The organism is Klebsiella sp. 141161, assembly GCF_050600815.1.
Taxonomy (GTDB): domain Bacteria; phylum Pseudomonadota; class Gammaproteobacteria; order Enterobacterales; family Enterobacteriaceae; genus Klebsiella; species Klebsiella aerogenes.
The window spans coordinates 208,699-232,416 of record NZ_JAQIRN010000004.1 but is presented as its reverse complement, the minus strand read 5'-3'; the positions used below and the strand labels follow the sequence as shown (position 1 = coordinate 232,416).

At 56.2% G+C, this 23,718-nt stretch carries 20 protein-coding genes; 12 read left to right on the top strand and 8 right to left on the bottom strand.

All coding sequences use genetic code 11. The features are described from left to right. Positions 1 to 35: 35 nt before the first annotated feature. Complete coding sequence (locus PGR79_RS12965) at positions 36 to 863, bottom strand: protein bax (RefSeq protein ID WP_087858963.1); 828 nt, start codon at positions 861 to 863, stop codon at positions 36 to 38. Between the two features lie 315 nt (positions 864 to 1,178). On the opposite strand from PGR79_RS12965, the gene PGR79_RS12960 reads away from it, so the two are divergent. Both PGR79_RS12960 and avtA read left to right on the top strand, forming a co-directional pair. Next, the gene (locus tag PGR79_RS12960) at positions 1,179 to 3,209 is read left to right on the top strand and encodes an alpha-amylase (RefSeq protein WP_430921788.1); all 2,031 of its coding nucleotides are present in this window, start codon (positions 1,179 to 1,181) and stop codon (positions 3,207 to 3,209) included. Between the two features lie 172 nt (positions 3,210 to 3,381). After that, entirely contained in the window at positions 3,382 to 4,638 is a 1,257-nt protein-coding gene (gene avtA, locus PGR79_RS12955) for a valine--pyruvate transaminase (RefSeq protein ID WP_015369199.1), read from the top strand. 37 nt (positions 4,639 to 4,675) lie between these two features. On the opposite strand, the gene PGR79_RS12950 is transcribed toward avtA, so the two are convergent. Beyond that, a complete protein-coding gene (locus tag PGR79_RS12950; protein WP_045390701.1) occupies positions 4,676 to 5,164 on the bottom strand; it encodes a 4Fe-4S binding protein in 489 nt (162 codons plus the stop codon). A gap of 118 nt (positions 5,165 to 5,282) precedes the next feature. Then, a complete protein-coding gene (gene yiaJ, locus PGR79_RS12945) occupies positions 5,283 to 6,101 on the bottom strand; it encodes an IclR family transcriptional regulator YiaJ (protein WP_045390824.1) in 819 nt (272 codons plus the stop codon). 217 nt (positions 6,102 to 6,318) lie between these two features. Here yiaJ and yiaK point away from each other — a divergent pair, with 217 nt between their 5' ends. The 8 genes from yiaK to araD are packed head-to-tail and all read left to right on the top strand — an operon-like array spanning position 6,319 to position 13,900. Beyond that, the gene (gene yiaK, locus PGR79_RS12940; protein ID WP_045390698.1) at positions 6,319 to 7,317 is read left to right on the top strand and encodes a 3-dehydro-L-gulonate 2-dehydrogenase; all 999 of its coding nucleotides are present in this window, start codon (positions 6,319 to 6,321) and stop codon (positions 7,315 to 7,317) included. Positions 7,318 to 7,328: 11 nt separating this feature from the next. Next, positions 7,329 to 7,793: a YhcH/YjgK/YiaL family protein gene (locus PGR79_RS12935; RefSeq protein ID WP_113374022.1), complete on the top strand. Its 465-nt coding sequence runs from the start codon at positions 7,329 to 7,331 to the stop codon at positions 7,791 to 7,793. 38 nt (positions 7,794 to 7,831) lie between these two features. Next, positions 7,832 to 8,755, top strand: coding sequence for a DUF4862 family protein (locus tag PGR79_RS12930; RefSeq protein WP_430921786.1), 924 nt, complete (start codon positions 7,832 to 7,834; stop codon positions 8,753 to 8,755). A gap of 50 nt (positions 8,756 to 8,805) precedes the next feature. Continuing rightward, positions 8,806 to 10,125, top strand: coding sequence for an MFS transporter (locus tag PGR79_RS12925; RefSeq protein ID WP_087858957.1), 1,320 nt, complete (start codon positions 8,806 to 8,808; stop codon positions 10,123 to 10,125). Positions 10,126 to 10,172: 47 nt separating this feature from the next. Next, positions 10,173 to 11,678 carry an FGGY-family carbohydrate kinase gene (locus PGR79_RS12920; RefSeq protein WP_213794196.1) on the top strand — a complete coding sequence of 502 codons (1,506 nt, stop codon included), beginning with the start codon at positions 10,173 to 10,175 and terminating at the stop codon, positions 11,676 to 11,678. Further along, positions 11,675 to 12,337: a 3-keto-L-gulonate-6-phosphate decarboxylase UlaD gene (gene ulaD, locus PGR79_RS12915; RefSeq protein WP_113374025.1), complete on the top strand. Its 663-nt coding sequence runs from the start codon at positions 11,675 to 11,677 to the stop codon at positions 12,335 to 12,337. The genes PGR79_RS12920 and ulaD overlap by 4 nt, the downstream gene beginning before the upstream one ends. Continuing rightward, positions 12,330 to 13,190 (top strand): L-ribulose-5-phosphate 3-epimerase, encoded by an 861-nt coding sequence (locus PGR79_RS12910; protein WP_087858954.1) that lies wholly within the window; start codon positions 12,330 to 12,332, stop codon positions 13,188 to 13,190. Before ulaD ends, PGR79_RS12910 begins: the two co-directional genes overlap by 8 nt. Beyond that, positions 13,184 to 13,900 (top strand): L-ribulose-5-phosphate 4-epimerase, encoded by a 717-nt coding sequence (gene araD, locus PGR79_RS12905; protein ID WP_113374026.1) that lies wholly within the window; start codon positions 13,184 to 13,186, stop codon positions 13,898 to 13,900. The genes PGR79_RS12910 and araD overlap by 7 nt, the downstream gene beginning before the upstream one ends. Here the strand turns inward: araD and PGR79_RS12900 are convergent. After that, a complete protein-coding gene (locus tag PGR79_RS12900) occupies positions 13,887 to 14,702 on the bottom strand; it encodes an AraC family transcriptional regulator (protein ID WP_113374027.1) in 816 nt (271 codons plus the stop codon). The two genes, araD and PGR79_RS12900, sit on opposite strands and share 14 nt — an antisense overlap. Positions 14,703 to 14,954: 252 nt before the next feature. On the opposite strand from PGR79_RS12900, the gene PGR79_RS12895 reads away from it, so the two are divergent. Further along, a complete protein-coding gene (locus tag PGR79_RS12895) occupies positions 14,955 to 16,355 on the top strand; it encodes an MFS transporter (RefSeq protein WP_113374028.1) in 1,401 nt (466 codons plus the stop codon). Positions 16,356 to 16,367: 12 nt separating this feature from the next. Next, complete coding sequence (locus tag PGR79_RS12890) at positions 16,368 to 18,326, top strand: glycoside hydrolase family 127 protein (protein ID WP_430921782.1); 1,959 nt, start codon at positions 16,368 to 16,370, stop codon at positions 18,324 to 18,326. Between the two features lie 49 nt (positions 18,327 to 18,375). Here the strand turns inward: PGR79_RS12890 and yiaY are convergent, their stop codons facing one another. The 4 genes from yiaY to PGR79_RS12870 all read right to left on the bottom strand — a co-directional run bounded on the left by yiaY (position 18,376) and on the right by PGR79_RS12870 (position 23,655). Next, entirely contained in the window at positions 18,376 to 19,527 is a 1,152-nt protein-coding gene (gene yiaY, locus PGR79_RS12885) for an L-threonine dehydrogenase (protein ID WP_113374030.1), read from the bottom strand. A 169-nt stretch (positions 19,528 to 19,696) separates the two neighbouring features. Further along, positions 19,697 to 21,556, bottom strand: coding sequence for a selenocysteine-specific translation elongation factor (gene selB, locus PGR79_RS12880; RefSeq protein WP_213317597.1), 1,860 nt, complete (start codon positions 21,554 to 21,556; stop codon positions 19,697 to 19,699). Beyond that, positions 21,553 to 22,941 (bottom strand): L-seryl-tRNA(Sec) selenium transferase, encoded by a 1,389-nt coding sequence (gene selA, locus PGR79_RS12875; RefSeq protein ID WP_430921780.1) that lies wholly within the window; start codon positions 22,939 to 22,941, stop codon positions 21,553 to 21,555. Before selA ends, selB begins: the two co-directional genes overlap by 4 nt. 105 nt (positions 22,942 to 23,046) lie before the next feature. Continuing rightward, complete coding sequence (locus PGR79_RS12870; RefSeq protein WP_113374033.1) at positions 23,047 to 23,655, bottom strand: glutathione S-transferase; 609 nt, start codon at positions 23,653 to 23,655, stop codon at positions 23,047 to 23,049. Positions 23,656 to 23,718: the final 63 nt, after the last annotated feature.

Sequence of the window (23,718 nt, the reverse complement as noted above, 5' to 3'; positions counted from 1 at the left end):
AAAAATGCCCGGGCTTACGCACCGGGCATTGATGATTACATATGAGCGGCAATTAAGCGCTGATTGTCCTGATACATGGCGAAGAGATAGTTGTTATAGCTCGACCCTTTCGTCGAGTACCCCTTCAGCTTGTGGATCATGGTGCTGGCAGTTACTTCCTGGTCCGTCTTACGCAGCTGTGCGCGAGACTTACGGAAGGATGAATAAGCCGGGTGCGTATTCAGGTTTTTAACATAGGCCTGAACCGACTGCTCGACAGATTCAAACTGGGAGTAGCCTTTCATTGCACCGCGGCAGTTGCCGCCGCCACACTTCATACCAAACAGGTTGTTGTTCTCACGCGCCAGCTTCGAGGTGCCCCAACCGCTTTCCGCAGCCGCCATGGTTGCCACCATGCTGTTCGGAATAATGTCGACGCGCTCAAGCAGCGAATTCCACGGTATATGGCGAGTATTGCCAGACCACTTCACTTTGTAACGTGAAGCGATGTCTTTCAGACGCGCCTGCTCGCTCGGCGACCAACGGCCGTCGTATTGCTTAGAGACAAGCCAGTTACGATCTGCCGTGATCGCTTGATTTTGCTTTGTAATGTAAGGCATAACCGTCCGGAGAAACGCTTTTTTCCTTGGTGTCCCGGAAGGGTATTTTCGCAAATCAGGAAGTGAACTGCTCTTTACACTATTGCGAGAATACTCTTGTTTACTGCTAACCTTGATACTACTGGGCTTCTTTACTTTCTTAACTACTGAGGCTTTATGACTCTTTGTTGCTGTGTGCGTTGTCGCCAACACACTACCTGAAAAGATACAGGTAAGTAACATAAGTATCGCAGCCCCATATCGTCGCATGGGAATCGATATCATTAGGTCTCCTGGTCGGATTTACTCATTCCAACACCTTGTTTTTCGCAAAAAATCGATAGTTGAATCGCGAATAGTATCAAAAATACCCAGAGAGAGCATCAAGAGAAATAGTCCAATTCCGAATCGCTGTCATCTGAAATCGGTTTCTGCACCGTCGCGAAGGTGCAGAAATGCTATCTCCGTCTCATTTATAGCTCATTTTTTGAACTAAATCACTCACCCCTTTTCATCCTCCCCGCAAAATTACCGGCAGGATGAGTTCAACCTTATGGCGCGCAGGCACACTGTGATAAAAACCGCTAACAGGACTCCGGCATGAAACTCGCTGCGCTCGCCTCGCTACTGCTGCCCGGGATGGCTTTTGCCGCCTGGACAACCGCTGACTTTCCCGCCTTCACTGAACAGGATACTGGCCGCTTCACGACGCAAAATGAGGTGACGAAGGGTACCCGCCCTTTGCGGATAAGTTTTGACCAACAGTGCTGGCAGCCTGCGGGGGCGATAAAACTCAATCAGATGCTGTCGCTGGAACCTTGTCGGGATACGCCACCGCAGTGGCGCGTGTTCCGCGACGGGCGCTATACGCTGGAAGTCGATACCCGCTCCGGCACGCCAACGCTGATGCTGTCGCTGGCGGCACAGGACACGGCCAGCACGCAACCGCTGATGCGCCAGTGTCCGAAATGGGATGGTAAACCGCTGACGCTCGATGTCGGCCAGACGTTTGCCGAGGGAAGCCAGGTGCGTGATTTTTACAGCGGTAATCTCGCCACGGTGAAAGCAGGTAAAATCACGCTGCAGCCCGCCGCAGGCAGTAATGGGCTCGTGCTGCTTGAAAAAGCGGATAGCGCCGCCAGCGCGCCGTTTAACTGGCATAACGCCACTATCTATTTTGTCCTGACCGATCGCTTCGTTAACGGCAATCCGGCCAACGACAACAGCTACGGGCGCCATAAAGACGGTATGCAGGAGATAGGCACCTTCCACGGCGGCGATTTACAGGGGCTGACCAGCAAGCTGGATTATCTTCAACAGCTTGGCGTCAACGCGCTATGGATAAGTTCACCGCTGGAGCAAATTCACGGCTGGGTCGGCGGTGGCACCAAAGGCGACTTTCCCCACTACGCCTATCACGGTTACTACACCCAGGACTGGACCCGTCTTGACGCCAACATGGGCGACGAAGCCGATCTTCGACAACTGGTTGATGAGGCCCATCGGCGCGGCATGCGCGTCCTGTTTGATGTCGTCATGAACCATACCGGTTACGCCACGCTTGCCGATATGCAGGAATTTCACTTCGGCTCGCTGTACCTGAAAGGCGATGAACTGAAAAAAACGCTTGGCGAGCGCTGGACCGACTGGAAACCGGCGCCAGGGCAAAGCTGGCACAGCTTCAATGATTACATCAACTTCAGCGATAAAGCAGGCTGGGAACAATGGTGGGGAAAAAAATGGATCCGCACCGATATCGGCGACTACGACAATCCCGGTTTCGACGATTTCACCCTGTCGCTGGCGTTCCTGCCGGACCTGAAAACCGAATCGACGCTCCCTTCTGGCTTGCCAAATTTCTACCGTCACAAGCCGGATACCGCCGCCAAAGAGATAGCCGGCTTCACGCCGCGCGACTATCTGACCCACTGGCTCAGCCAATGGGTACGCGATTACGGTATTGACGGCTTTCGCGTCGATACCGCAAAACACGTCGAACCGGATGCCTGGCAACAGCTCAAAACGCAGGCCACGGCCGCGCTGGCGGAATGGAAAAAAGCGAATCCTCAGAAAGCGCTGGATGACGCGCCATTCTGGATGACCGGCGAGGCCTGGGGCCACGGCGTGATGCAAAGCGACTACTATCGCCACGGCTTCGACGCGATGATCAATTTCGATTATCAGGATCGGGCGGCGAAAGCGGTGGACTGTCTGGCAAACATGGACGCCACCTGGCAGCAGATGGCGGACAAGCTGCAGGATTTCAACGTGCTGAGCTATCTCTCCTCGCACGATACCCGCTTGTTCCGCGAAGGCGGCAGCCGGGCGGCGGAACTGTTATTACTCGCCCCAGGCGCCGTACAACTCTTCTATGGCGATGAGTCTTCGCGCCCGTTCGGCCCCACGGGTTCCGACCCGCTGCAGGGTACCCGCTCCGATATGAACTGGCAGGATGTTGCCGGTAGCGCATCCGATAACGTCGCGCACTGGCAAAAAATCGCCCAATTCCGCACCCGCCATCCGGCCATTGGTATGGGAAAACAACAGACGCTGACGCTAGAGCAGGGCTATGGTTTCGTACGTGAAAGCAGCGCTGATAAAGTGATGGTTGTCTGGGCCGGACAGCAATAGCAGTCGCTTACCGGGCTCCTTGCCGCTGGCTGGAGCCTTTTCAGCACAAATGACTAAAACTTACACTGTTAGCAGAACAAAAAATAAATCGCTCCCTCCTGTGCCGATTTGCACCGCGTTGACGCTGGCGTTATGGTAATTCCCTTTCCAGAAGACCAACAGAATATCCGCGATGACATTTTCACTTTTCGGCGACAAATTCACCCGTCATTCAGGCATCACCCGCCTGATGGAAGACCTCAATGACGGCCTGCGCACACCGGGCGCGATCATGCTGGGCGGAGGCAACCCCGCGCAAATCCCGGAGATGAATGAATACTTCAATAGCCTGCTGGCCGATATGCTGGATAACGGCAAAGCCCTTGATGCGCTTTGCAATTATGATGGTCCGCAAGGGAAAAGCGAGCTTCTGACCTTGCTTGCGCAAATGCTGCGCGAAGAATTAGGTTGGGAGATCGAACCACAGAATATTGCTCTGACGAATGGCAGCCAGAGCGCATTTTTCTACTTATTTAACCTGTTTGCCGGCCGCCGTGCCGACGGCACCACCCGCAAGGTGCTGTTCCCGCTGACGCCGGAATATATCGGCTACGCCGATTCCGGGCTGGAAGAGGATCTGTTTGTCGCCACCCGCCCCAACATTGAGCTGCTGCCGGAAGGCCAGTTCAAATATCACGTGGACTTCGAACACCTGCAGATCACCGAAGAGACGGGAATGATCTGCGTCTCCCGGCCAACCAACCCGACCGGCAACGTCATTACCGACGAAGAGCTTATTAAGCTGGATGCCCTCGCCAATCAGCACGGCGTGCCGCTGGTTATTGATAACGCCTATGGCGTGCCTTTCCCGGGCATTATTTTTAGCGAAGCGCGCCCGCTGTGGAACCCGAACATCGTGCTATGTATGAGCTTATCCAAGCTCGGGCTGCCGGGCACCCGCTGCGGAATCATCATCGCCAACGAGAAAATCATCACCGCGATCAGTAATATGAACGGCATTATCAGCCTCGCTCCTGGCGGGATTGGGCCAGCGATGATGTGCGAAATGATCAAGCGTAAGGACCTGCTACGGCTGTCGGAGACGGTGATTAAACCGTTCTATTATCAGCGTGTTCAGGAAACCATCGCTACCATTCGCCGCTATTTGCCGGAAGAACGCTGCCTGATTCATAAACCAGAAGGGGCGATTTTCCTGTGGCTGTGGTTTAAGGATCTGCCAATCTCCACCGAGCTGCTGTATCAGCGCCTGAAACAACGCGGCGTGCTGATGGTGCCGGGCGATTACTTCTTCCCGGGGCTGGACAAGCCGTGGCCGCATACGCATCAGTGCATGCGCATGAACTACGTGCCGGACCCGGAGAAAATCGAGGCGGGAGTGAAAATTCTTGCCGAAGAGATTGAGCGCGCCTGGCAGGAGCAAGACGCCTGATGGTGTCTCCCGGCCATGACTGACCGGGGACATCCGATTACATTGCCTGCGCCGCCCAACGGCGGCGCTCGGCGCTTAATCTTTCCAGCTCGGCGGGCTCAATACAGCGCAGCGCCTGAGTCGGACAGGCCGCTACACACGCCGGTCCCGTTTGCCGGTGCGCGCACAGATCGCACTTCAGCGCCTGCACGCCTTCGTCGGTCAACATCACCGTCATCGCCCCATAAGGGCACGCCACCATACAGCTTTTACAACCAATGCACAGCCGTTGATCGACACGCCAGACGTCGCCTTCATGGCGTATTGCCCCTTCCGGGCAGACGTTCGCGCAGGGTGCATCCTCGCACTGACGGCACAGCGTCGCCGTTGATAGCTCATCGCTCTTCACTACCCGGATCCGCGGCGCAAAGCGTCTTGCAGAAACGGTAGAACAATCCTGTCCCTGCTGATGCGACACCACGCAGGCCACCTCGCAGGTTCGACAGCCGATACACTTTTGTGCATCAGCGATAATAAACCGGTTCATCCTCAACTCCATTCGGGATAAAAACGCAGCGTGCCAGAAAAACCCCGCTGTGCGCTTTGATCCTGAATGGAATCAGCTGCGTTTTAGGCAAATACCCAGCAAGATCTCGCCAGTTGCCTTAGCCTTCGCGAATAACAAACCCCAGCTCGCGGGAAATCGCCTCTGCCGTTTCACGCAATGGTTTGAGCAGGTTTTTCTCACCAACCTGTTTCAGACGCGAAGTCGACAGCGAAATCGAAATGGCATAAGGCACGCGGCCGTGAATATCGAAAACCGGTACCGCCAGGCACGAGACGCCGAGTTCGTTCTCTTCGCGATCCATCGCCATATTACGTTCGCGAATCTGCGCCAGCTCGTCATTCATCGCCGGCAGGCCGGTAATGGTGTTACGGGTCAACGGCTGAATAATATCCTGATGGCTGTCCCAGTAGCTGGCAACGTAGTCAGGATGGCCGAACGCCATGTAGATCTTGCCCATCGCCGAACAGTACAGCGGCATATGCTGGCCAATATAGGCGCGGGTACGCAGCATACCGGTAGTCGGCTCCAGCTTGTAAATCAGAATCGCGTGATCGTCCTCACGGCTGGAGAAGTTCACCGTCTCGCCGGTGGCGATGTTTAAAGCTTCAAGATGCGGCGCAGCGACATGAATAATATTCAGCGACGACAGCGCCTTTTGCCCAACGGCAATAAATTTGGTGGTCAGGCGGTAACTTCCGGCGGCAGGCGCCGGAGTAACGTAGCCGCAGGACTGCAGGCCCTGCAACAACCGATGCACGGTACTTTTATTCAGGCCCGCCAGTTCAGACAGATGCGCCAACGGACAACCGTTTGGATAGTTACTGAGGATCTCAATCAGCATTAACCCGCGAAATAGACTCTGGCTTCCGGCTGGCCTCTCTTTCTCTTGCGTCATTTCACTCTCTTTTGTGCCCATCGCTTCGGCTTCCTTTTTAATCGCGCTCTGATGGTAGCGCAAAGTGTGGTTCAGTTCACGATCTGAACCGAAAAAACACAACCACCTGATTTTAATGATTTTTAAAAATAGCATCTGCCGTTGATCTGTCAAAAATTGATCGTTATATTTGAAATCAGATTTCGATATGTGAAACATGAAGATAAAAAATCACTCAAACCCTAAGGGGAACACGGGAATGAAAGTAACTTTTGCGCAGCTAAAAGAGGCGTTCAATCGGGTATTACTCTCACGCGGTATTGCGGCGGAAACCGCCGACGCCTGCGCGGAAATGTTCGCCCGCACCACGGAATCCGGCGTCTACTCACACGGAGTGAATCGCTTTCCACGTTTTATTCAGCAACTGGATAACGGCGATATCATTCCGGATGCGAAACCTCAGCGCGTCACCAGCCTTGGCGCTATTGAGCAGTGGGATGCCCGGCGTTCAATTGGCAATCTGACGGCGAAAAAGATGATGGATCGCGCCATTGAATTGGCCTCCGACCATGGCATTGGCCTGGTGGCATTACGCAACGCCAATCACTGGATGCGCGGCGGCAGCTACGGCTGGCAGGCGGCGGAAAAAGGCTATATCGGCATCTGCTGGACCAACTCTATCGCCGTCATGCCGCCGTGGGGCGCTAAAGAGTGCCGCATTGGCACCAATCCGCTGATCGTGGCAATTCCATCCACTCCGATCACAATGGTCGATATGTCGATGTCGATGTTCTCCTACGGCATGCTGGAGGTTAATCGCCTGGCTGGTCGCACGCTGCCGGTAGATGGCGGGTTTGATGATGACGGTAATTTGACGAAAGAGCCCGGCGTGATTGAGAAAAATCGCCGTATCCTGCCGATGGGCTACTGGAAGGGTTCCGGTTTATCAATTGTGCTGGATATGATAGCCACCCTACTTTCCAACGGTTCCTCCGTTGCTGAAGTCACCCAGGACAATAGCGACGAATATGGCGTATCGCAGATTTTCATCGCTATTGAAGTCGACAAGCTCATTGATGGCAAAACGCGTGACGCCAAACTACAGCGGATCATGGACTTCATCACCACCGCCGAACGCGCCGATGAAAATGTAGCGGTCCGCCTACCGGGCCACGAGTTTACGCGATTACTGGAAGAAAACCGCCGTAACGGGATCACCGTCGACGACAGCGTATGGGCCAAAATTCAGGCTCTGTAGGGGAAACCACTATGATTTTCGGCCATATTTCACAACCGAATCCTTGCCGTCTACCGGCAGCGATTGAAAAGGCGCTCGATTTTCTTCGGACTACCGATTTTCGCCACCAGCCCCCCGGCGTCGTCGAAATTGATGGTAAGAATATTTTTGCGCAGATCATCGATCTGACTACCCGTACGGCGACAGAAAACCGTCCGGAGGTACATCGGCGTTATTTAGATATTCAATTTCTCGCTTCCGGTGAAGAAAAAATAGGTATCGCCATTGATAATGGGAATAACCAGATCAGCGAATCGTTATTAGAACAGCGCGATATTATTTTTTATCACGATAGTGAACACGAATCGTTTATTGAAATGATACCCGGTAGCTATGCCATATTCTTCCCACAAGATGTACATCGACCTGGGTGTATTAAAAGCACCGCCACCCCTATTAGAAAAATCGTCGTTAAGGTAGCTATCGATATTCTGTAAAAGAACTAATCATCTCATTAAATTTACAGGAGCACATAATGAATATTACTACCGGTTATATTATCGGTGCGTATCCCTGTGCACCCTCATTTCACCAAAAGAGTGAAGAGGAAGAGAAGGAATTCTGGCGACAACTTGCCGATACTCCAGATATTCGTGGCATAGAACAGCCTTGTCTTGAGCATATCCATCCATTAGGCGATGAGTGGCTGCTGCGCCATACGCCGGATAACTGGCAAATTGTGATTACCGCCATTATGGAAACCATGCGCCGCCGCGGAGAAAACGCCGGCTTCGGCCTGGCCTCCAGCGATGAAAAACAGCGTGTAGCCTGCGTTGAATACTACCGCCACCTTCATCGCAAAATTAATAAAATCAACGGTATTCAACCCGGTAAAGTCACCGCGCTTGAGCTACAGGCCGCGCCGCTGGCGGGAGATCAAAACATCGCCCAGGCAACGGACGCCTTTTCACGCTCGCTCAAAGAAATCGCCAGTTGGGACTGGCGCTGCAATCTGGTGCTGGAACACTGTGACGCGATGAATGGCCCAGCGCCGCGTAAAGGCTTTCTGCCACTGGATAATGTACTGGAAGTCATTGCCGACCATGAGATAAGCGTGTGCATCAACTGGGCGCGTTCGGCCATTGAAGGCCGCGATACCGCGCTGCCGTTGGCCCATACCCGGCAGGTTAAACAGGCCGGTAAACTGGGCGCGCTGATGTTTTCCGGCACCGCCCGCCAGGGTGAATATGGCGAATGGCAGGATTTACACGCGCCATTTGCGCCCTTCTGCCCGCAAAGCCTGATGACCGCGCAGCATGCCCGCGATATTTTCGCCTGCGCTGCAGGCGCATCGTTGCAGTTTGCCGGTATTAAATCATTGGAAATAGACCCAAATGCCGATGTTAACCACCGCATAGCCATTTTGCGTGACGGTATCAGCATATTAAAAAACGCATAAGAACAACTACGTTTTCATTGTCATAATATTTACTCTACGAGAATATTAATATGAACATGACCTCTCGCCCTACAGCAAAAGATATTCCACGCCAGCGTTGGCTGAGAATTATCCCACCGATTCTTATTGCCTGTATTATTTCCTATATGGACCGCGTTAATATCGCATTTGCGATGCCGGGCGGTATGGATGCCGAACTGGGTATTTCCGCTACCATGGCGGGGCTCGCTGGTGGTATTTTCTTTATTGGTTATTTATTCTTACAAGTCCCTGGCGGAAAAATCGCCGTACACGGCAGCGGCAAGAAATTTATCGGCTGGTCGCTGGTCGCCTGGGCCATTATTTCCGTACTGACCGGTTTAATCACCAATCAATACCAACTACTGATCCTGCGCTTCTTATTAGGGGTGGCGGAAGGCGGCATGCTGCCGGTGGTGCTAACGATGATCAGCAACTGGTTCCCGGACGCTGAACGCGGCCGCGCCAACGCCATTGTGATTATGTTTGTGCCGATTGCCGGGATTATTACCGCCCCGCTGTCAGGCTGGATCATCACCGTTCTCGACTGGCGCTGGCTATTTATTATCGAAGGCTTGCTCTCGGTGGTCGTGTTGGCGCTGTGGGCATACACCGTTTACGACCGCCCGCAGGAAGCGCGCTGGATATCAGCAGCGGAAAAAAACTATCTGGTCGAAACGCTGGCGGCGGAACAAAAGGCGATTGCCGGTACTGAAGTCAAAAATGCCTCGCTCGGCGCGGTGCTCTCTGACAAAACCATGTGGCAGCTCATCGCCCTTAACTTTTTCTATCAAACCGGGATTTACGGTTACACCCTGTGGCTACCGACCATTCTGAAAGAGTTGACCCACAGCAGTATGGGGCAAGTCGGCGTGCTCGCTATTCTGCCCTACGTTGGCGCGATTGCCGGTATGTTCCTTTTCTCTTCGCTCTCCGACCGTACCGGCAAACGCAAGCTATTCGTCTGCCTGCCGCTGATCGGCTTCGCACTGTGCATGTTCCTCTCCGTGGCGTTGAAAAATCACATCTGGCTGGCCTATGCCGCGCTGGTTGGCTGCGGGTTCTTCCTGCAATCCGCCGCCGGTGTGTTCTGGACCATTCCGGCGCGCCTGTTCAGCGCCGAAATGGCCGGTGGCGCCCGCGGGGTGATCAACGCTCTTGGCAACCTCGGCGGCTTCTGCGGCCCTTACGCCGTAGGCGTACTGATCACCCTCTACAGCAAAGATGCCGGCGTTTATTGCCTGGCTATCTCACTGGCGCTGGCGGCCCTGATGGCGCTGCTGCTGCCGGCAAAATGCGATGCCGGCGCAGCACCCGCAAAGACCATGACTCCGCGTAACCACGCAGCTTAAAACTGCCCCGGACGGCCAGGCGTCGTCCGGAAAACTGGAAGACTAAGATGAGTGAAAAAGAGACCTTCTGGCTGGGTATCGATTGTGGCGGTACTTATCTAAAAGCCGGTTTATATAACAGCCAGGGCGTAGAGCGGCGTATCGAACGCTGCCCTTTACGCACCCTCAGCGCGCAGCCGGGCTACGCCGAGCGGGAAATGGATCTGCTCTGGCAACGCTGCCATGAAACCATCGCCAGGCTGCTCAACGCCGCTAACGTCAATGGTAAGCAAATCAAGGGCATCGCTATCTCCGCGCAGGGTAAAGGGCTATTTCTGCTTGATAAACAGGATCGCCCGTTAGGTAACGCAATACTCTCCTCCGATCGCCGGGCGTTAGATATCGTTCAGCGCTGGCAACAGGATGGCATCCCTGAGCAGCTTTACCCTCTCACTCGCCAGACGCTGTGGACCGGCCATCCCGCTTCACTGCTGCGGTGGCTGAAAGAAAATGAGCCGCAGCGCTATGGGCAAATCGGCTGCGTCATGATGGCCCATGATTATCTTCGCTGGCGTTTGACCGGCATAAAAGGCTGCGAAGAAAGCAACATTTCTGAGTCCAATCTCTACAACATGAATAGCGGGCAATACGACCCGCGCCTGACCCGGTGGTTAGGCATTAGTGAAATTGACGAGGCGCTGCCGCCGATCGTCGGCTCTGCGGAAATATGCGGGGAAATCACCGCTCAGGCGGCTGCCGTTACCGGTCTGGCGGCGGGAACGCCCGTCGTCGGCGGTCTGTTTGATGTGGTTTCTACCGCGCTCTGCGCGGGCCTCAACGATGAATCAGTGCTCAATGCGGTGATGGGAACCTGGGCGGTCACCAGCGGGATCACCCACGGGCTGCGTGAGCATGAGGCTCATCCTTACGTCTATGGCCGGTTCGTCAATGACGGCGAATACATTGTGCACGAAGCGAGCCCCACCTCTTCCGGCAATCTTGAATGGTTTACCGCGCAGTGGGGAGGGCTCTCATTTACCGAGATTAATGAGGCCGTCGCCAGCCTGCCAACAGCCGGTAGCGAGCTCTTCTTTCTGCCGTTCCTTTACGGTAGCAACGCCGGCCTGGAGATGACCGGCGGTTTTTACGGCATGCAGGCCATGCACACCCGCGCGCATTTACTACAGGCGGTGTATGAAGGGGTGGTCTTCAGCCATATGACGCATCTCAACCGCATGCGCGAGCGCTTTACCCAAGTCCAGGCTCTGCGCGTCACCGGCGGACCGGCGCATTCCGATGTATGGATGCAAATGCTGGCGGACGTCAGCGGCCTGCGCATCGAACTGCCGCAGGTTGAAGAGACCGGTTGTTTTGGCGCCGCGCTTGCCGCCCGCGTCGGCACCGGCGTCTATCGCCACTTTCGCGAGGCCCTGAGCAGCCTGCAGCATCCGGTACGAACCCTGCAGCCCGACATGACCGCACACCGTCTTTATCAGCGTAAATACCGCCAATACCAGCAATTGATTAGCGCACTACAGGGCTACCACGCCCGCATTAAGGAGCACACATTATGAGCCGACCATTACTGCAACTGGCGCTCGACCATACCAGCCTGGAAGCCGCCCAGCGCGATGTCGCCGTACTGCGCCATCACGTTGATATCGTGGAAGCGGGCACAATTCTGTGTCTGACCGAAGGACTCAACGCGGTAAAAGCCCTGCGCGCCCAGTGTCCGGATAAAATTATCGTCGCCGACTGGAAAGTCGCCGACGCTGGCGAAACGCTGGCTCAACAGGCCTTTGCCGCAGGCGCCAACTGGATGACCATTATCTGCGCCGCGCCGCTGGCGACCGTTGAGAAAGGCCATGCCGTCGCCCAGTCCTGCGGCGGCGACATTCAGATCGAACTCTTCGGTAACTGGACGCTGGACGACGCGCGCGACTGGTACCGCATCGGCGTCCGCCAGGCGATTTATCACCGCGGCCGCGATGCGCAGGCCAGCGGCCAGCAGTGGGGCGACGCCGATCTGGCGCGTATGAAAGCGCTGTCGGATATCGGCCTGCAACTGTCTATTACCGGCGGCATCACGCCGGCCGACTTATCCCTGTTTAGCGATATTGACGTCAAAGCGTTTATTGCCGGACGCGCGCTGGCGGGCGCGGCGCAGCCCGCGCAGGTGGCAGGTGATTTCCACGCCCAAATCGACGCCATCTGGGGAGAACAGCATGCGTAATCATCCCTTAGGTATCTATGAGAAAGCGCTGGCGAAAAACCTTAGCTGGCCGGAACGGCTGGTGCTGGCGAAAAGCTGCGGTTTTGATTTTGTCGAAATGTCGGTCGATGAAACCGATGAGCGTCTGGCGCGCCTGGAGTGGAGCGCCACCCAGCGCGCCTCGCTGGTCGCGGCGATGCTGGAAACCGGGGTAGCCATCCCCTCAATGTGCCTGTCTGCCCATCGTCGCTTCCCGTTTGGCAGCCGCGATGAATCAACCCGGCTGCGGGCGCGCGAGATCATGACCAAAGCCATTCAACTGGCTCGCGATTTAGGGATCCGCACCATCCAACTGGCAGGCTATGACGTCTATTACGAAGAACACGATGACGGCACACAGCAGCGTTTTGCCGAAGGACTGGCGTGGGCGGTCGAACAGGCGGCCGCGGCGCAGGTCATGCTGGCGGTCGAAATCATGGATACCGCATTTATGAATTCCATCAGCAAGTGGAAAAAATGGGACGAGATGCTTGCCTCGCCGTGGTTCAGCGTCTATCCGGATGTCGGCAACCTGAGCGCCTGGGGCAACGACGTCAGCGCCGAGCTCAAACTGGGCATCGACCGCATCGCCGCTATCCATCTTAAAGACACGCTACCCGTAACCGCACAATCGCCGGGGCAGTTTCGCGACATCCCCTTCGGCGAGGGTTGTGTCGATTTTGTCGGCATTTTCAAAACGCTGCATGAGCTGAACTATCGCGGTTCATTCTTAATTGAAATGTGGACGGAAAAAGCCAAAGAGCCGGTACTGGAAATTATACAGGCGCGCCGCTGGATAGAAGCGCGAATGCAAGAAGGAGGTTTCACATGTTAGAACAATTGAAGTCTGAGGTATTAGCCGCCAACCTGGCGCTACCTGCGCATCAGCTGGTGACGTTCACCTGGGGCAACGTGAGCGCCATCGACGAAACGGGAAAGCTGATGGTTATCAAGCCATCCGGGGTGGAGTACGACGTCATGCGCACTGACGACATGGTGGTCGTCGATATCTCCAGCGGCCATGTGGTTGAAGGCGCTAAAAAGCCCTCCTCCGATACGCCAACCCACCTTGCGTTGTACCGCCGCTACCCGCAAATTGGCGGTATCGTTCACACCCATTCGCGCCACGCGACGATCTGGTCGCAGGCAGGGTTGGATTTACCGGCCTGGGGCACCACGCACGCGGATTATTTTTATGGCGCGATCCCCTGTACCCGCCTGATGACTGCCGATGAAATTAATGGTGAATATGAGTATCAGACCGGCGAGGTGATCGTTAAAACCTTTGAAGCGCGCGATCTCGATCCCATGCAGGTCCCGGCAGTGCTAGTGCATTCACACGGTCCATTTGCGTGGGGTAAAAACGCCGCCGACGCCGTGCATAATGCCGTCGTCCTCGAAGAGTGCGCTTATATGGGGCTTTTTTCCCGTCAGCTAGCGCCGCAGCTGGCCGATATGCAAAAAGAGTTACTCGATAAGCATTACCTGCGTAAACACGGCGCCAACGCCTATTACGGACAGGACACGTCTTCTATGCCGAATTAATGTGCTCTTTGCAGTAGCGTCGCTTCCAGGCCGCGGGAGTCAGGCTGGTATGTTTGCGAAAGATTTTGCGGAAATAGCCCACATCGTTAAAGCCGCACTGCCGCGCCACCTCGCTAAGCGATAATGAATCGCTGATTAACAGCTTCTCCGCCGCCCTTACCCGTTGGCGGTGTAATGCGTCGGTCAGCGTTAAATGAAACGCATGGCGATAAACCCGCCCGAGATAGTCCGCGTTGCAGTGCAGTTCTTTGGCGAGGGTCGCCGCGGAAAGCGGCAGATGATACTGGGTAAGGATTATCTGCTGTGCTTTCCACGCCAACGCATTACCAGGAGTATCGACCGGCAACTCTTCTGCAGCGGCGGAAAGTTGCTGCAAAATCAGCAGCAATATTAATTCCAGCGCGACGCTGCGATGAATATTTTCCTGCTCACGCAAGAATTGGCGGAATAGCGAAATAATATATTGAGGTTCAGCTACGCGGGTATGCTGCGGCAGCGCAATTTTTGGCTGACATGATGAAACCAACGCCTCCGGGATCATTTCAAAATGGAGCCAGTAGAATTTAAGGTCTGCCGGAAATTGTTCCACACCTACATGTAACCGCTCCGGCCAAAGCAGCAAACTTTCTCCGGCACGAACGCAGAATGTCTCCTCATCTTCGCAAATCGTTAATGTCCCCTTTTCAACAAAAATGATCTCCCAAGACTGTAACTTCCTCGCCGGGTGGCTGCCGACTCCGCGAGAGATAAACAGGCCACCATTTTGGACTTTAATTGGCAGCGGCATGGATAAATTAAGCATATATATTCAATATTCTATTATCACGACAATAATTAAGTGGATTATGCTTTGATTATTCATCATAAAATAGCGCTCTGCCGGATCGAAATCACATTTTCGCGATGAAGTCGGAATCGTCATCTTTTTATACTTTTTCCTTCCCTTGTTGCCGTTAATATTCCGTGCAAAATAATTAACGTACTTTGCTAATGACAAAACCAAAGCCCGCCATACAGCGGAATATTTTCCGAATATCCTTCCCGGGAGTTATTTATGACTTCGGCTCCGATTACCACAAGTGAAATAGCGCAACGCGCGCAGGACGACACGTTATCCCTCCGTGAAAAAATAGGTTACGGCCTGGGAGATGCCGGCGGGACCGTGATTACCTGCCTGATCATGAATTTTCTGACCTTTTTTTATACCGATGTCTTTGGTCTCACCCCAGCGCTGGTCGGCACGATGTTTCTTGCGCTGCGCGTTTTCGATGCCATTTCCGACCCGGTCATGGGCGTGCTGGCCGACCGCACGCAGAGCCGCTGGGGGCGCTTTCGCCCGTGGCAGCTATGGATTGCGGTGCCCATCGGCATTATCGGCGTCCTGACCTTCACGGTGCCGGATGCCGGCATGGGGGTAAAAATCGCCTGGGCGTTTGGCACTTATCTGCTGCTTTCCGTCAGCTACACCGCCATCAACGTTCCCTACTGCGCGTTAATCAACACCATGACCAGCCGCCACAACGAGGTGATCTCCTGCCAGGCGTGGAGATTCGTCCTGTGCGGCGTGGCTGGTTTTCTGGTCTCGGTCGGTCTGCCGTGGCTGGTGAAAGCGCTCGGCCAGGGCAATATCGCACAGGGCTATCAGTACGGCGTCGGCGTACTGTGCACCATTGCCGTGGTGATGTTCCTGTGCTGCTTTTTCTGGGTGCGCGAGCGCGTGTCGCTGAATGTGATGGGCAAATTTACCCTCCGCGAACATCTTGCCGGGCTGCGTAAAAACGATCAGCTGCTGCTGATGCTGGTGATGTCTTTCCTGCTGATCAACGTGTTTAACATCCGTGGCGGCGGCTACATGTATTTCATCACCTACGTGCTGGGCGGCTCGACCGGCTACACCTCACTCTTTTTCACCATGGTGACTTTCGCTTCGATTTTCGGCTCCGTCATTATTAACCTGCTGTCACGCCGCTTCGATACGGTTAAGCTTTACTACTACACCAACCTGCTGCTTGCCGCGCTGGCGGTAGCGATGTGGTTCCTGCCGACCGGGCCCGCCTGGCAAACCTTGTGGCTGGCGGTCATCCTCGGCAACGGCATTATTCTCGGCTTCACCCTGCCGCTGCATTTCTCGCTGATGGCCTTCTCCGATGACTATGGCGAATGGAAAACCGGCGTGCGCTCCTCGGGGATGAACTTCGCCTTCAACCTGTTCTTTATCAAGCTCGCCTGGGCCTCAAGCGCCGGCATTATCAGCCTGGTCTTTATTTTCGTCGCCTATCAGCCGGGCGCCGATAACCAAACGACCTCTTCACTGGCCGGGATCGCCGCGATGGAAACCCTACTGCCCGCGCTCTTTCACCTGTTGCTGGCGTTCGCCATCCGCGCCTGCAAGCTCAATAACCCTATGATGTCGCGCATCGCCACCGACCTGCGCGCGCGTCACGTTCAGTCTTAAGGAGTCTCCGTCATGTCCGTAATGGAAGTCGATCTGCACAAGCTTAAAATTAATGATCCGTTCCTCGGTCAGTATCAGCGACTGGTGCGCGATGTCGTGATCCCCTACCAGTGGGACGCGCTCAATGACCGGATCGCCGAGGCCGATCCAAGCCACGCGATAGAAAACTTCCGCATCGCCGCCGGGCTACAGGAAGGGGAATTTTATGGCATGGTTTTTCAGGATAGCGATGTGGCGAAATGGCTGGAGGCCGTCGCCTGGTCGCTATGCCAACAGCCGGATGCCGAGCTGGAAAAAACCGCCGATGAGGTGATCGAACTGGTGGCTGCCGCACAGTGCGCCGATGGCTATCTCAACACCTATTTCACGGTAAAGGAGCCGAACGCCCGCTGGACCAACCTTGCCGAATGCCACGAGCTATACTGCGCCGGGCATATGATTGAAGCGGGCGTCGCTTTCTTTCAGGCCACCGGCAAACGCCGCCTGCTGGAGGTGGTTTGCCGCCTGGCGGACCACATTGATAGCGTCTTCGGCCCCGCCGACCACCAGCTGCACGGCTATCCGGGCCACCCGGAGATTGAACTGGCGCTGATGCGCCTGTATGACGTCACTCAGCAGCCGCGCTATCTGGCGCTGGTCAATTACTTCGTCGAACAGCGTGGAACACAGCCACACTTTTACGATATCGAATACGAGAAACGCGGCAAGACGTCCTACTGGAACACCTACGGCCCGGCATGGATGGTAATGGACAAACCCTACAGCCAGGCGCATCTGCCGATTGCCGAACAGCCCACTGCCATTGGTCACGCGGTACGTTTTGTCTACCTGATGACCGGCGTCGCGCATCTGGCGCGGCTGAGCAAGGACGAAGGTAAGCGCCAGGATTGCCTGCGGCTGTGGAACAATATGGTCCAGCGCCAGTTGTATATTACCGGCGGCATCGGCTCACAAAGCAGCGGTGAGGCGTTTAGTAGCGATTACGATCTGCCAAATGATACGGTATACGCGGAAAGCTGCGCCTCTATTGGGCTGATGATGTTTGCCCGCCGGATGCTCGAGCTAGAAGCGGACAGCCAGTATGCCGACGTCATGGAGCGCGCGCTTTACAACACCGTGCTGGGCGGCATGGCGCTCGACGGTAAGCACTTCTTCTACGTCAACCCGCTGGAAGTACAACCAAAAGCGCTGAAATTCAACCATATCTACGACCATGTGAAGCCCGTCCGCCAGCGCTGGTTTGGCTGCGCCTGCTGCCCGCCGAATATCGCCCGCGTGCTGACCTCGCTCGGCCACTATATCTACACGCCGCGCGATGAGGCGCTGTATATCAACTTGTATGTCGGCAATCAGGTAGAAGTTGCGGTCGGCGAGGAGACATTGCGCCTGCGCATCAGCGGCAACTATCCGTGGCAGGAACAGGTCAAAATCGCCATCGATTCGCCTGTCGCGATCGCTCATACTCTGGCGTTACGCCTGCCGGACTGGTGCGACCATCCGCAGGTGACGCTGAACGGCCTTCCGGTCGCCGAGGATATCCGCAAAGGCTACCTGCACATCAATCGCCGCTGGCAGGAAGGCGATACCCTGGTACTGACGCTGCCGATGCCGGTGCGTCGTCTGTATGGCAATCCGCTGGTGCGCCATCAGGCAGGCCAGGTCGCCCTGCAGCGCGGCCCGCTGGTCTACTGCCTGGAACAGGCGGATAACGGCGAGGCGCTGCATAATCTGCAGCTGCCACGCGATGCGCAGTTCACCACCTTTGAAGGAAAAGGGATTTTCGCTCATAAAATGCTGATTCAGGCGCCGGGCTACAAGCTGACGGCAGAACGGGCGGAGCAGCAGACGCTCTGGCGATACGACAGCCCCGCCGCTACCCGCGAGGCGCAGACGCTCACGTTCATTCCGTGGTTTAGCTGGGCTAACCGCGGCGAAGGTGAAATGCGGGTGTGGGTACAGGAAAGCGCATAAGCAAAAGGCAAGAAAAACGCCCGGCAGCAAAGGCCGGGCGCTTTTTGTTTTACATCGCGGCGCGGAAAATCGCCATAATCTCTTCGTGGGTCGCCTGAATCGGATTGGTTAAACCGCAGGCATCTTTCAGCGCGTTGCTGGCCAGCAGCGGGATATCCTCTTCTTTAACGTTCAGATCGCGCAGACCAGCCGGGATGCCGACTTTACGCGCCAGCTCGCGGATGGCCGCGATGCAGGCTTCCGCCCCCTGTTTGTCATTCAGCCCGGCTACGTTCACGCCCATCGCCTGCGCGCAGTCACGCAGACGCGCGGCGGCGACGCTGCAGTTGTACTCCTGCACAAACGGCAGCAGGACGGCGTTGCAGACGCCGTGCGGCAGATCGTAGAAGCCGCCCAGCTGGTGCGCCATCGCGTGGACGTAGCCCAGCGACGCGTTGTTGAAGGCCATACCGGCAAGGAACTGCGCATAGGCCATCGCTTCACGCGCCTGTTCATTACTGCCATCTTCCACTGCATGAGTTAAATTCTGTGAAATCATGGTCATGGCTTTCAACGCGCAGGCATCGGTAATCGGCGTCGCCGCGATGGAAACATAGGCTTCGATAGCGTGAGTCAGCGCGTCCATACCGGTAGCGGCGGTCAGCGATTTCGGCATACCCATCATCAGCGAAGAGTCGTTAACCGACAGAACCGGCGTCACGTGTTTATCGACAATCGCCATTTTGATGTGGCGATCGACATCGGTAATGATGCAGAAGCGGGTCATTTCGGAAGCCGTACCGGCGGTGGTATTGATAGCGATCATCGGCAATTGCGGTTTCGCCGAACGGTCCACCCCTTCATAGTCACGGATGTTGCCGCCGTTTGCCGCGACCAGCGCGATGCCTTTCGCGCAATCGTGCGGCGAGCCGCCGCCCAAGGAAATCACGCAGTCGCAGTTATTTTCTTTTAGCAGCGCCAGACCGCTTTCGACGTTCAGGGTCGTCGGGTTGGGGTGCACGCCGTCATACACCACGCTGAAAATATCCCGTTCCTGTAACGCCTTTTGTACTTCACCCGCCATACCTAATTTATTCAGCATCGCGTCGGTGACGATTAATGCCCGACGATATCCGTATTGCTGGATAGTATTCATCGCTTCAGTAACAGAACCAGTGCCAATGACGTTCACTGGCGGAATATAAAAAGTCGATGCAGCCATGATGATTCCTTCATTTAGGTGAATATCATGGAAGGGTACGAGGATGTCGTAATAAAAAACATGACCTGAACGCCATTTCTAGCAAGAAATTTGATGAAAAACAGTACGTTAATATTTCCTTTTTTAACGTACTGTTAAACATTACCGGCTTAATTTTTCATTTGCGTTATTATTCGCCGTTTTTATTTTCAGGGAATAACAGCGCATCGCGAAGTAGATGATCGTTGCCCCGGCGGCGGGTAAAGCCAATGCGGTCGAAATATTCGAGTATTTGAATCGCCAGTTTACGGCCAATATTTAACGTATCGCGAAAATCCGCCGCGCAGGTGGAACCGCGCTGCAGATCCAGACGGCGGATCAATTGCGCAAATTCAACAATCCGATCGTTGCGATAATAACGATCTTTCACGATCGCCGTAATCATCCCCTGCTGCGCCGCCTGGCGTAGCACCGCGCGCATCAACGACTCTTCGACGTTCAGATCGCGCGCCAGGTCGCGTACCCACCATGGCTCATCGGCGAAGAGCGGCTCCGCCCGCTGCCAGATGGCCTGCTGCTCATCGGTAAACCCGGCTTTATGCTCCGGCAGGTGCAGCCAGCCGTGATGGCTTTGAATGACGCCGCTGCTGCGCATCTGTTCAATCAACAGCAGCACCAGCGCTTCATCTTCCATCGGCAGCGCAATTCGCCGCAGGCGTTCGCGCCCCGGCCCCGGTTCATCGCGATGCTGGTCGTGATAACGGGCCAGCGCGTCGAGCAGTTTTTTCTGCCAGCGGGCGGCCAGCGGCGCGCTAAGCAGGCTATTCCCGGCCTGCAGATAGTCCGGACGGTTAATTAATGCCGTGAGGCCGTCAGCGCTCAGCTGCCGCGCCCAGGCAAACTCGTCAAGACGCACCGCATCGCGCTGCAGATGTATATCCAACGCCTGCACGTCGTCGCCCTGCGCTTCGGCCAGCGCGTAAAGCCACTGCAGATACTCCGGCTTGCGTTTACCGCGGCGCGGCGGATTCAGCGTCACCACCCGCGCGCCGGCCAGCGTCAAGCGGGCGGAAATATCGCGCAATACCAGGCGATCGTTATCCGCCAGCCACAGCGGCGTATCCAGCACCAGCTCGGCCAGATTGCCTTCCAGTAGCGAAACGCGGCCGGTGATATGGCTGGCGGCATGGTGGATATGCAGCGACTGCCACTGGCTGAGCGGCGCGTGACAGGTCAGCTCGACGATCGCCCGCTCGCAAGGTTCTGCGGGCTGAGCCGAGAGCAGCCAGTCACCGCGGCTGAGATCCTCTTTTTGCGCATCGCCAACGATATTCAGCGCGATGCGCTGCCCGGCCCGCGCCTGTTCAACCGGCTGATTCTGCGCATGTAGCCCGCGGACGCGCATGGGTTTATTGGCGCCGGTCAGCCAGAGGGTATCGCCGATTTTTACCTCGCCGGATAACGCCGTCCCGGTCACCACCAGCCCCGCGCCCTTGACGGTAAAGGCGCGATCCAGCGCCAGACGAAAACGCTGCTGTTGCGGATGCGCGCGCTCGGCCAGCTGTAGCAAATGGCTGCGCAGTTCGGCAATGCCGAGGTTTTCCGTTGCCGCGGTAGCGAAGAAAGCGGCGGCGTCGAACCCCAGCTCGCTCAGCGTGGATTCCACCTGCGCCCGAACTTCGGCAACGCGCGCCGCTTCCACGCGGTCCGTTTTGGTCAACGCGACGGTTAACGTCGGTTTTCCCGTCAGCTGCAGAATCGCCAGATGCTCGCGGGTTTGCGCCATCACGCCGTCATCGCAGGCCACCACCAGCAGCGCGTGATCGATCCCGCCCACGCCGGCCAACATGTTGGACAAAAACTTTTCATGCCCCGGCACATCGATAAAACCCAACACCCGGCCATCAGGCTGCGGCCAATAGGCGTAGCCGAGATCGATAGTCATCCCGCGCGATTTCTCTTCCGGCAGGCGATCGGCGTTGACGCCGGTAATCGCCTGCAGCAGCGTGGTTTTGCCGTGGTCCACATGACCGGCGGTGGCAATAATCATCTCAATAACATCTCCATAAACCGGGGTTCATCTTCAAGACAGCGCAGATCCAGCCACAGACGGCCATCATAGATTCTGCCGATCGTCGGTATCGGTAAGGCGCGCCAGCGGGCGGCCAGCGCTTCCAGCTGGCTGCCGCGACCATCGCGCGGCGTAAAGGTTAACGCGGCGCTGGACAGTCGGTCGACCGGCAACGACCCGCTGCCAATCTGCGATAAACACGCTTCGACGCGCACGTCAAAATCGCTATAGTGCGCTGCTAACGCAGGCTGAATACGCTCGCCCTGCTGGCGGATATCCTCGGCGCGGCGGGTTAGCAGACGTAGCGTCGGCAGATCGTTGGTCAGCGCTTCCGGATGCAGATACAGCCGCAGAGTCGCCTCCAGCGCCGCCAGCGTCATTTTATCCGCCCGCAGCGCGCGCTTAAGCGGATGACTCTGTAACTTCGCGATCAGCGCCCGATCGCCGACGATAATCCCCGCCTGCGGCCCGCCAAGCAGCTTATCGCCGGAAAAGCTCACCAGGTTCACGCCCGCCGCAATCAATTCCTGCGGCATCGGTTCTTTCGGCAAGCCGTACTGGCTCAAATCCACCAGCGAGCCGCTGCCGAGATCGGCCACCACCGGCACGCCATGTTCGCGGCCAATTTCCGCCAGCTCCGCCTCATCGACCGCTTTGGTAAAGCCTTCAATGCTGTAGTTGCTGGTATGCACTTTCATTAGCAGGGCGGTCTGCTCATTGATAGCCTGACGATAATCTTTGGCGTGGGTGCGGTTAGTGGTGCCCACTTCATGTAGCAGACAACCGGCCTGGCGCATGACATCGGGGATGCGAAATGCGCCGCCGATCTCGACCAGTTCACCGCGCGAGACCACCACTTCTTTCCCGCTGGCCGTCGCCGCCAGCATCAGCAGCACCGCCGCCGCGTTGTTATTGACGATACAGGCATCTTCCGCGCCGGTGATCCGGCGCAGCAGATCGGCCAGCGCCCGGTCGCGATGACCGCGCCCGGCATCGTCGAGATCGTATTCCAGCGTGACCGGCGCGCGCATCGCCTGCGCCACCGCCTGCACCGCGGCTTCCGCCTGAATGGCTCTACCCAGATTGGTGTGCAGCACGGTGCCCGTCAGGTTGAATACCGGACGCAGCGCGCTCTGCTGGCTATGGTTCAGCCGACTGGCGGTCTCCTGAGGCCAGTCGTCGCACCACTCTGGCAATGCCTGCGCCTGGCGGATATGCTCCCGCGCCTCATCCAACATCTGGCGCAGCAGCGCCACGATTTGCGAATGGCCATGGCGATCGAGCAGTAAAGCAAAAGCGGGATCGCGAAGTAAACGATCAATGGCCGGAAGCCGGGTATAAAGCGCGCGAGTATCGGTAGACATGAGTGAACCTGACGATAAGTTATTTTCCCCCCTCCCGACGGGAGAGGGAGTCAACAATGAGTGGCGATTGTAACGCCTGCGCGAAGAAACTGTTACCTGCCTGGGTCAACTCCCTGGCGGTTCGGTACGGGCAAAACTGGCGCGCTGAAATAACGTCTCGACCAGTTTGACCAGTTTTGGCCGCGTCGCGCACCAGCCGGGCGCTACACGACGGAAATTGAGATAAGCAATGGCGCAGGCGGCAGTAATGGTCGCCAGATTCAGCTCACCGTGACGCAAGGTGCCGTCGGCGGCGTACCCTTCCAGCATATCAAGACCGCGGGCGATTTTTTCCCGCTGGCGGAGCAGTTCGGTTTCTGACTGCTGCGCCGCCGGACGCGCTTTTTCCCGCACCAGCGCGATCGCCGCCTCCATGATGCCGTCAGACAAGGCTTCAAGCTGCCGCATCTTCAGCGCCGCCAGAGGTTCCGTAGGCAGCATCGCCGGCGCGACGTTAAGCAGTTCAAGATATTGCGCAATAATGGGCGAATCAAACCAGCATGCGCCGTCATCGGTCAGCAGCGCCGGAACTTTACCCAGCGGGTTGTACTGCGCCACGCCGTTGACGTCGTTATAGGGGAATTCGTTCACAAACTCGAAGGGGATCGCCTTTTCCAGCAAGATGACAGAAATTTTGCGTACAAAAGGACTGGTGTAGCTGCCGATAAGTTTCATTGCCTGCTCCTTTCGCCAACGAAAAGATCAGTATGGTTCAGGCGCAGGCAAATGGCAGGCGCG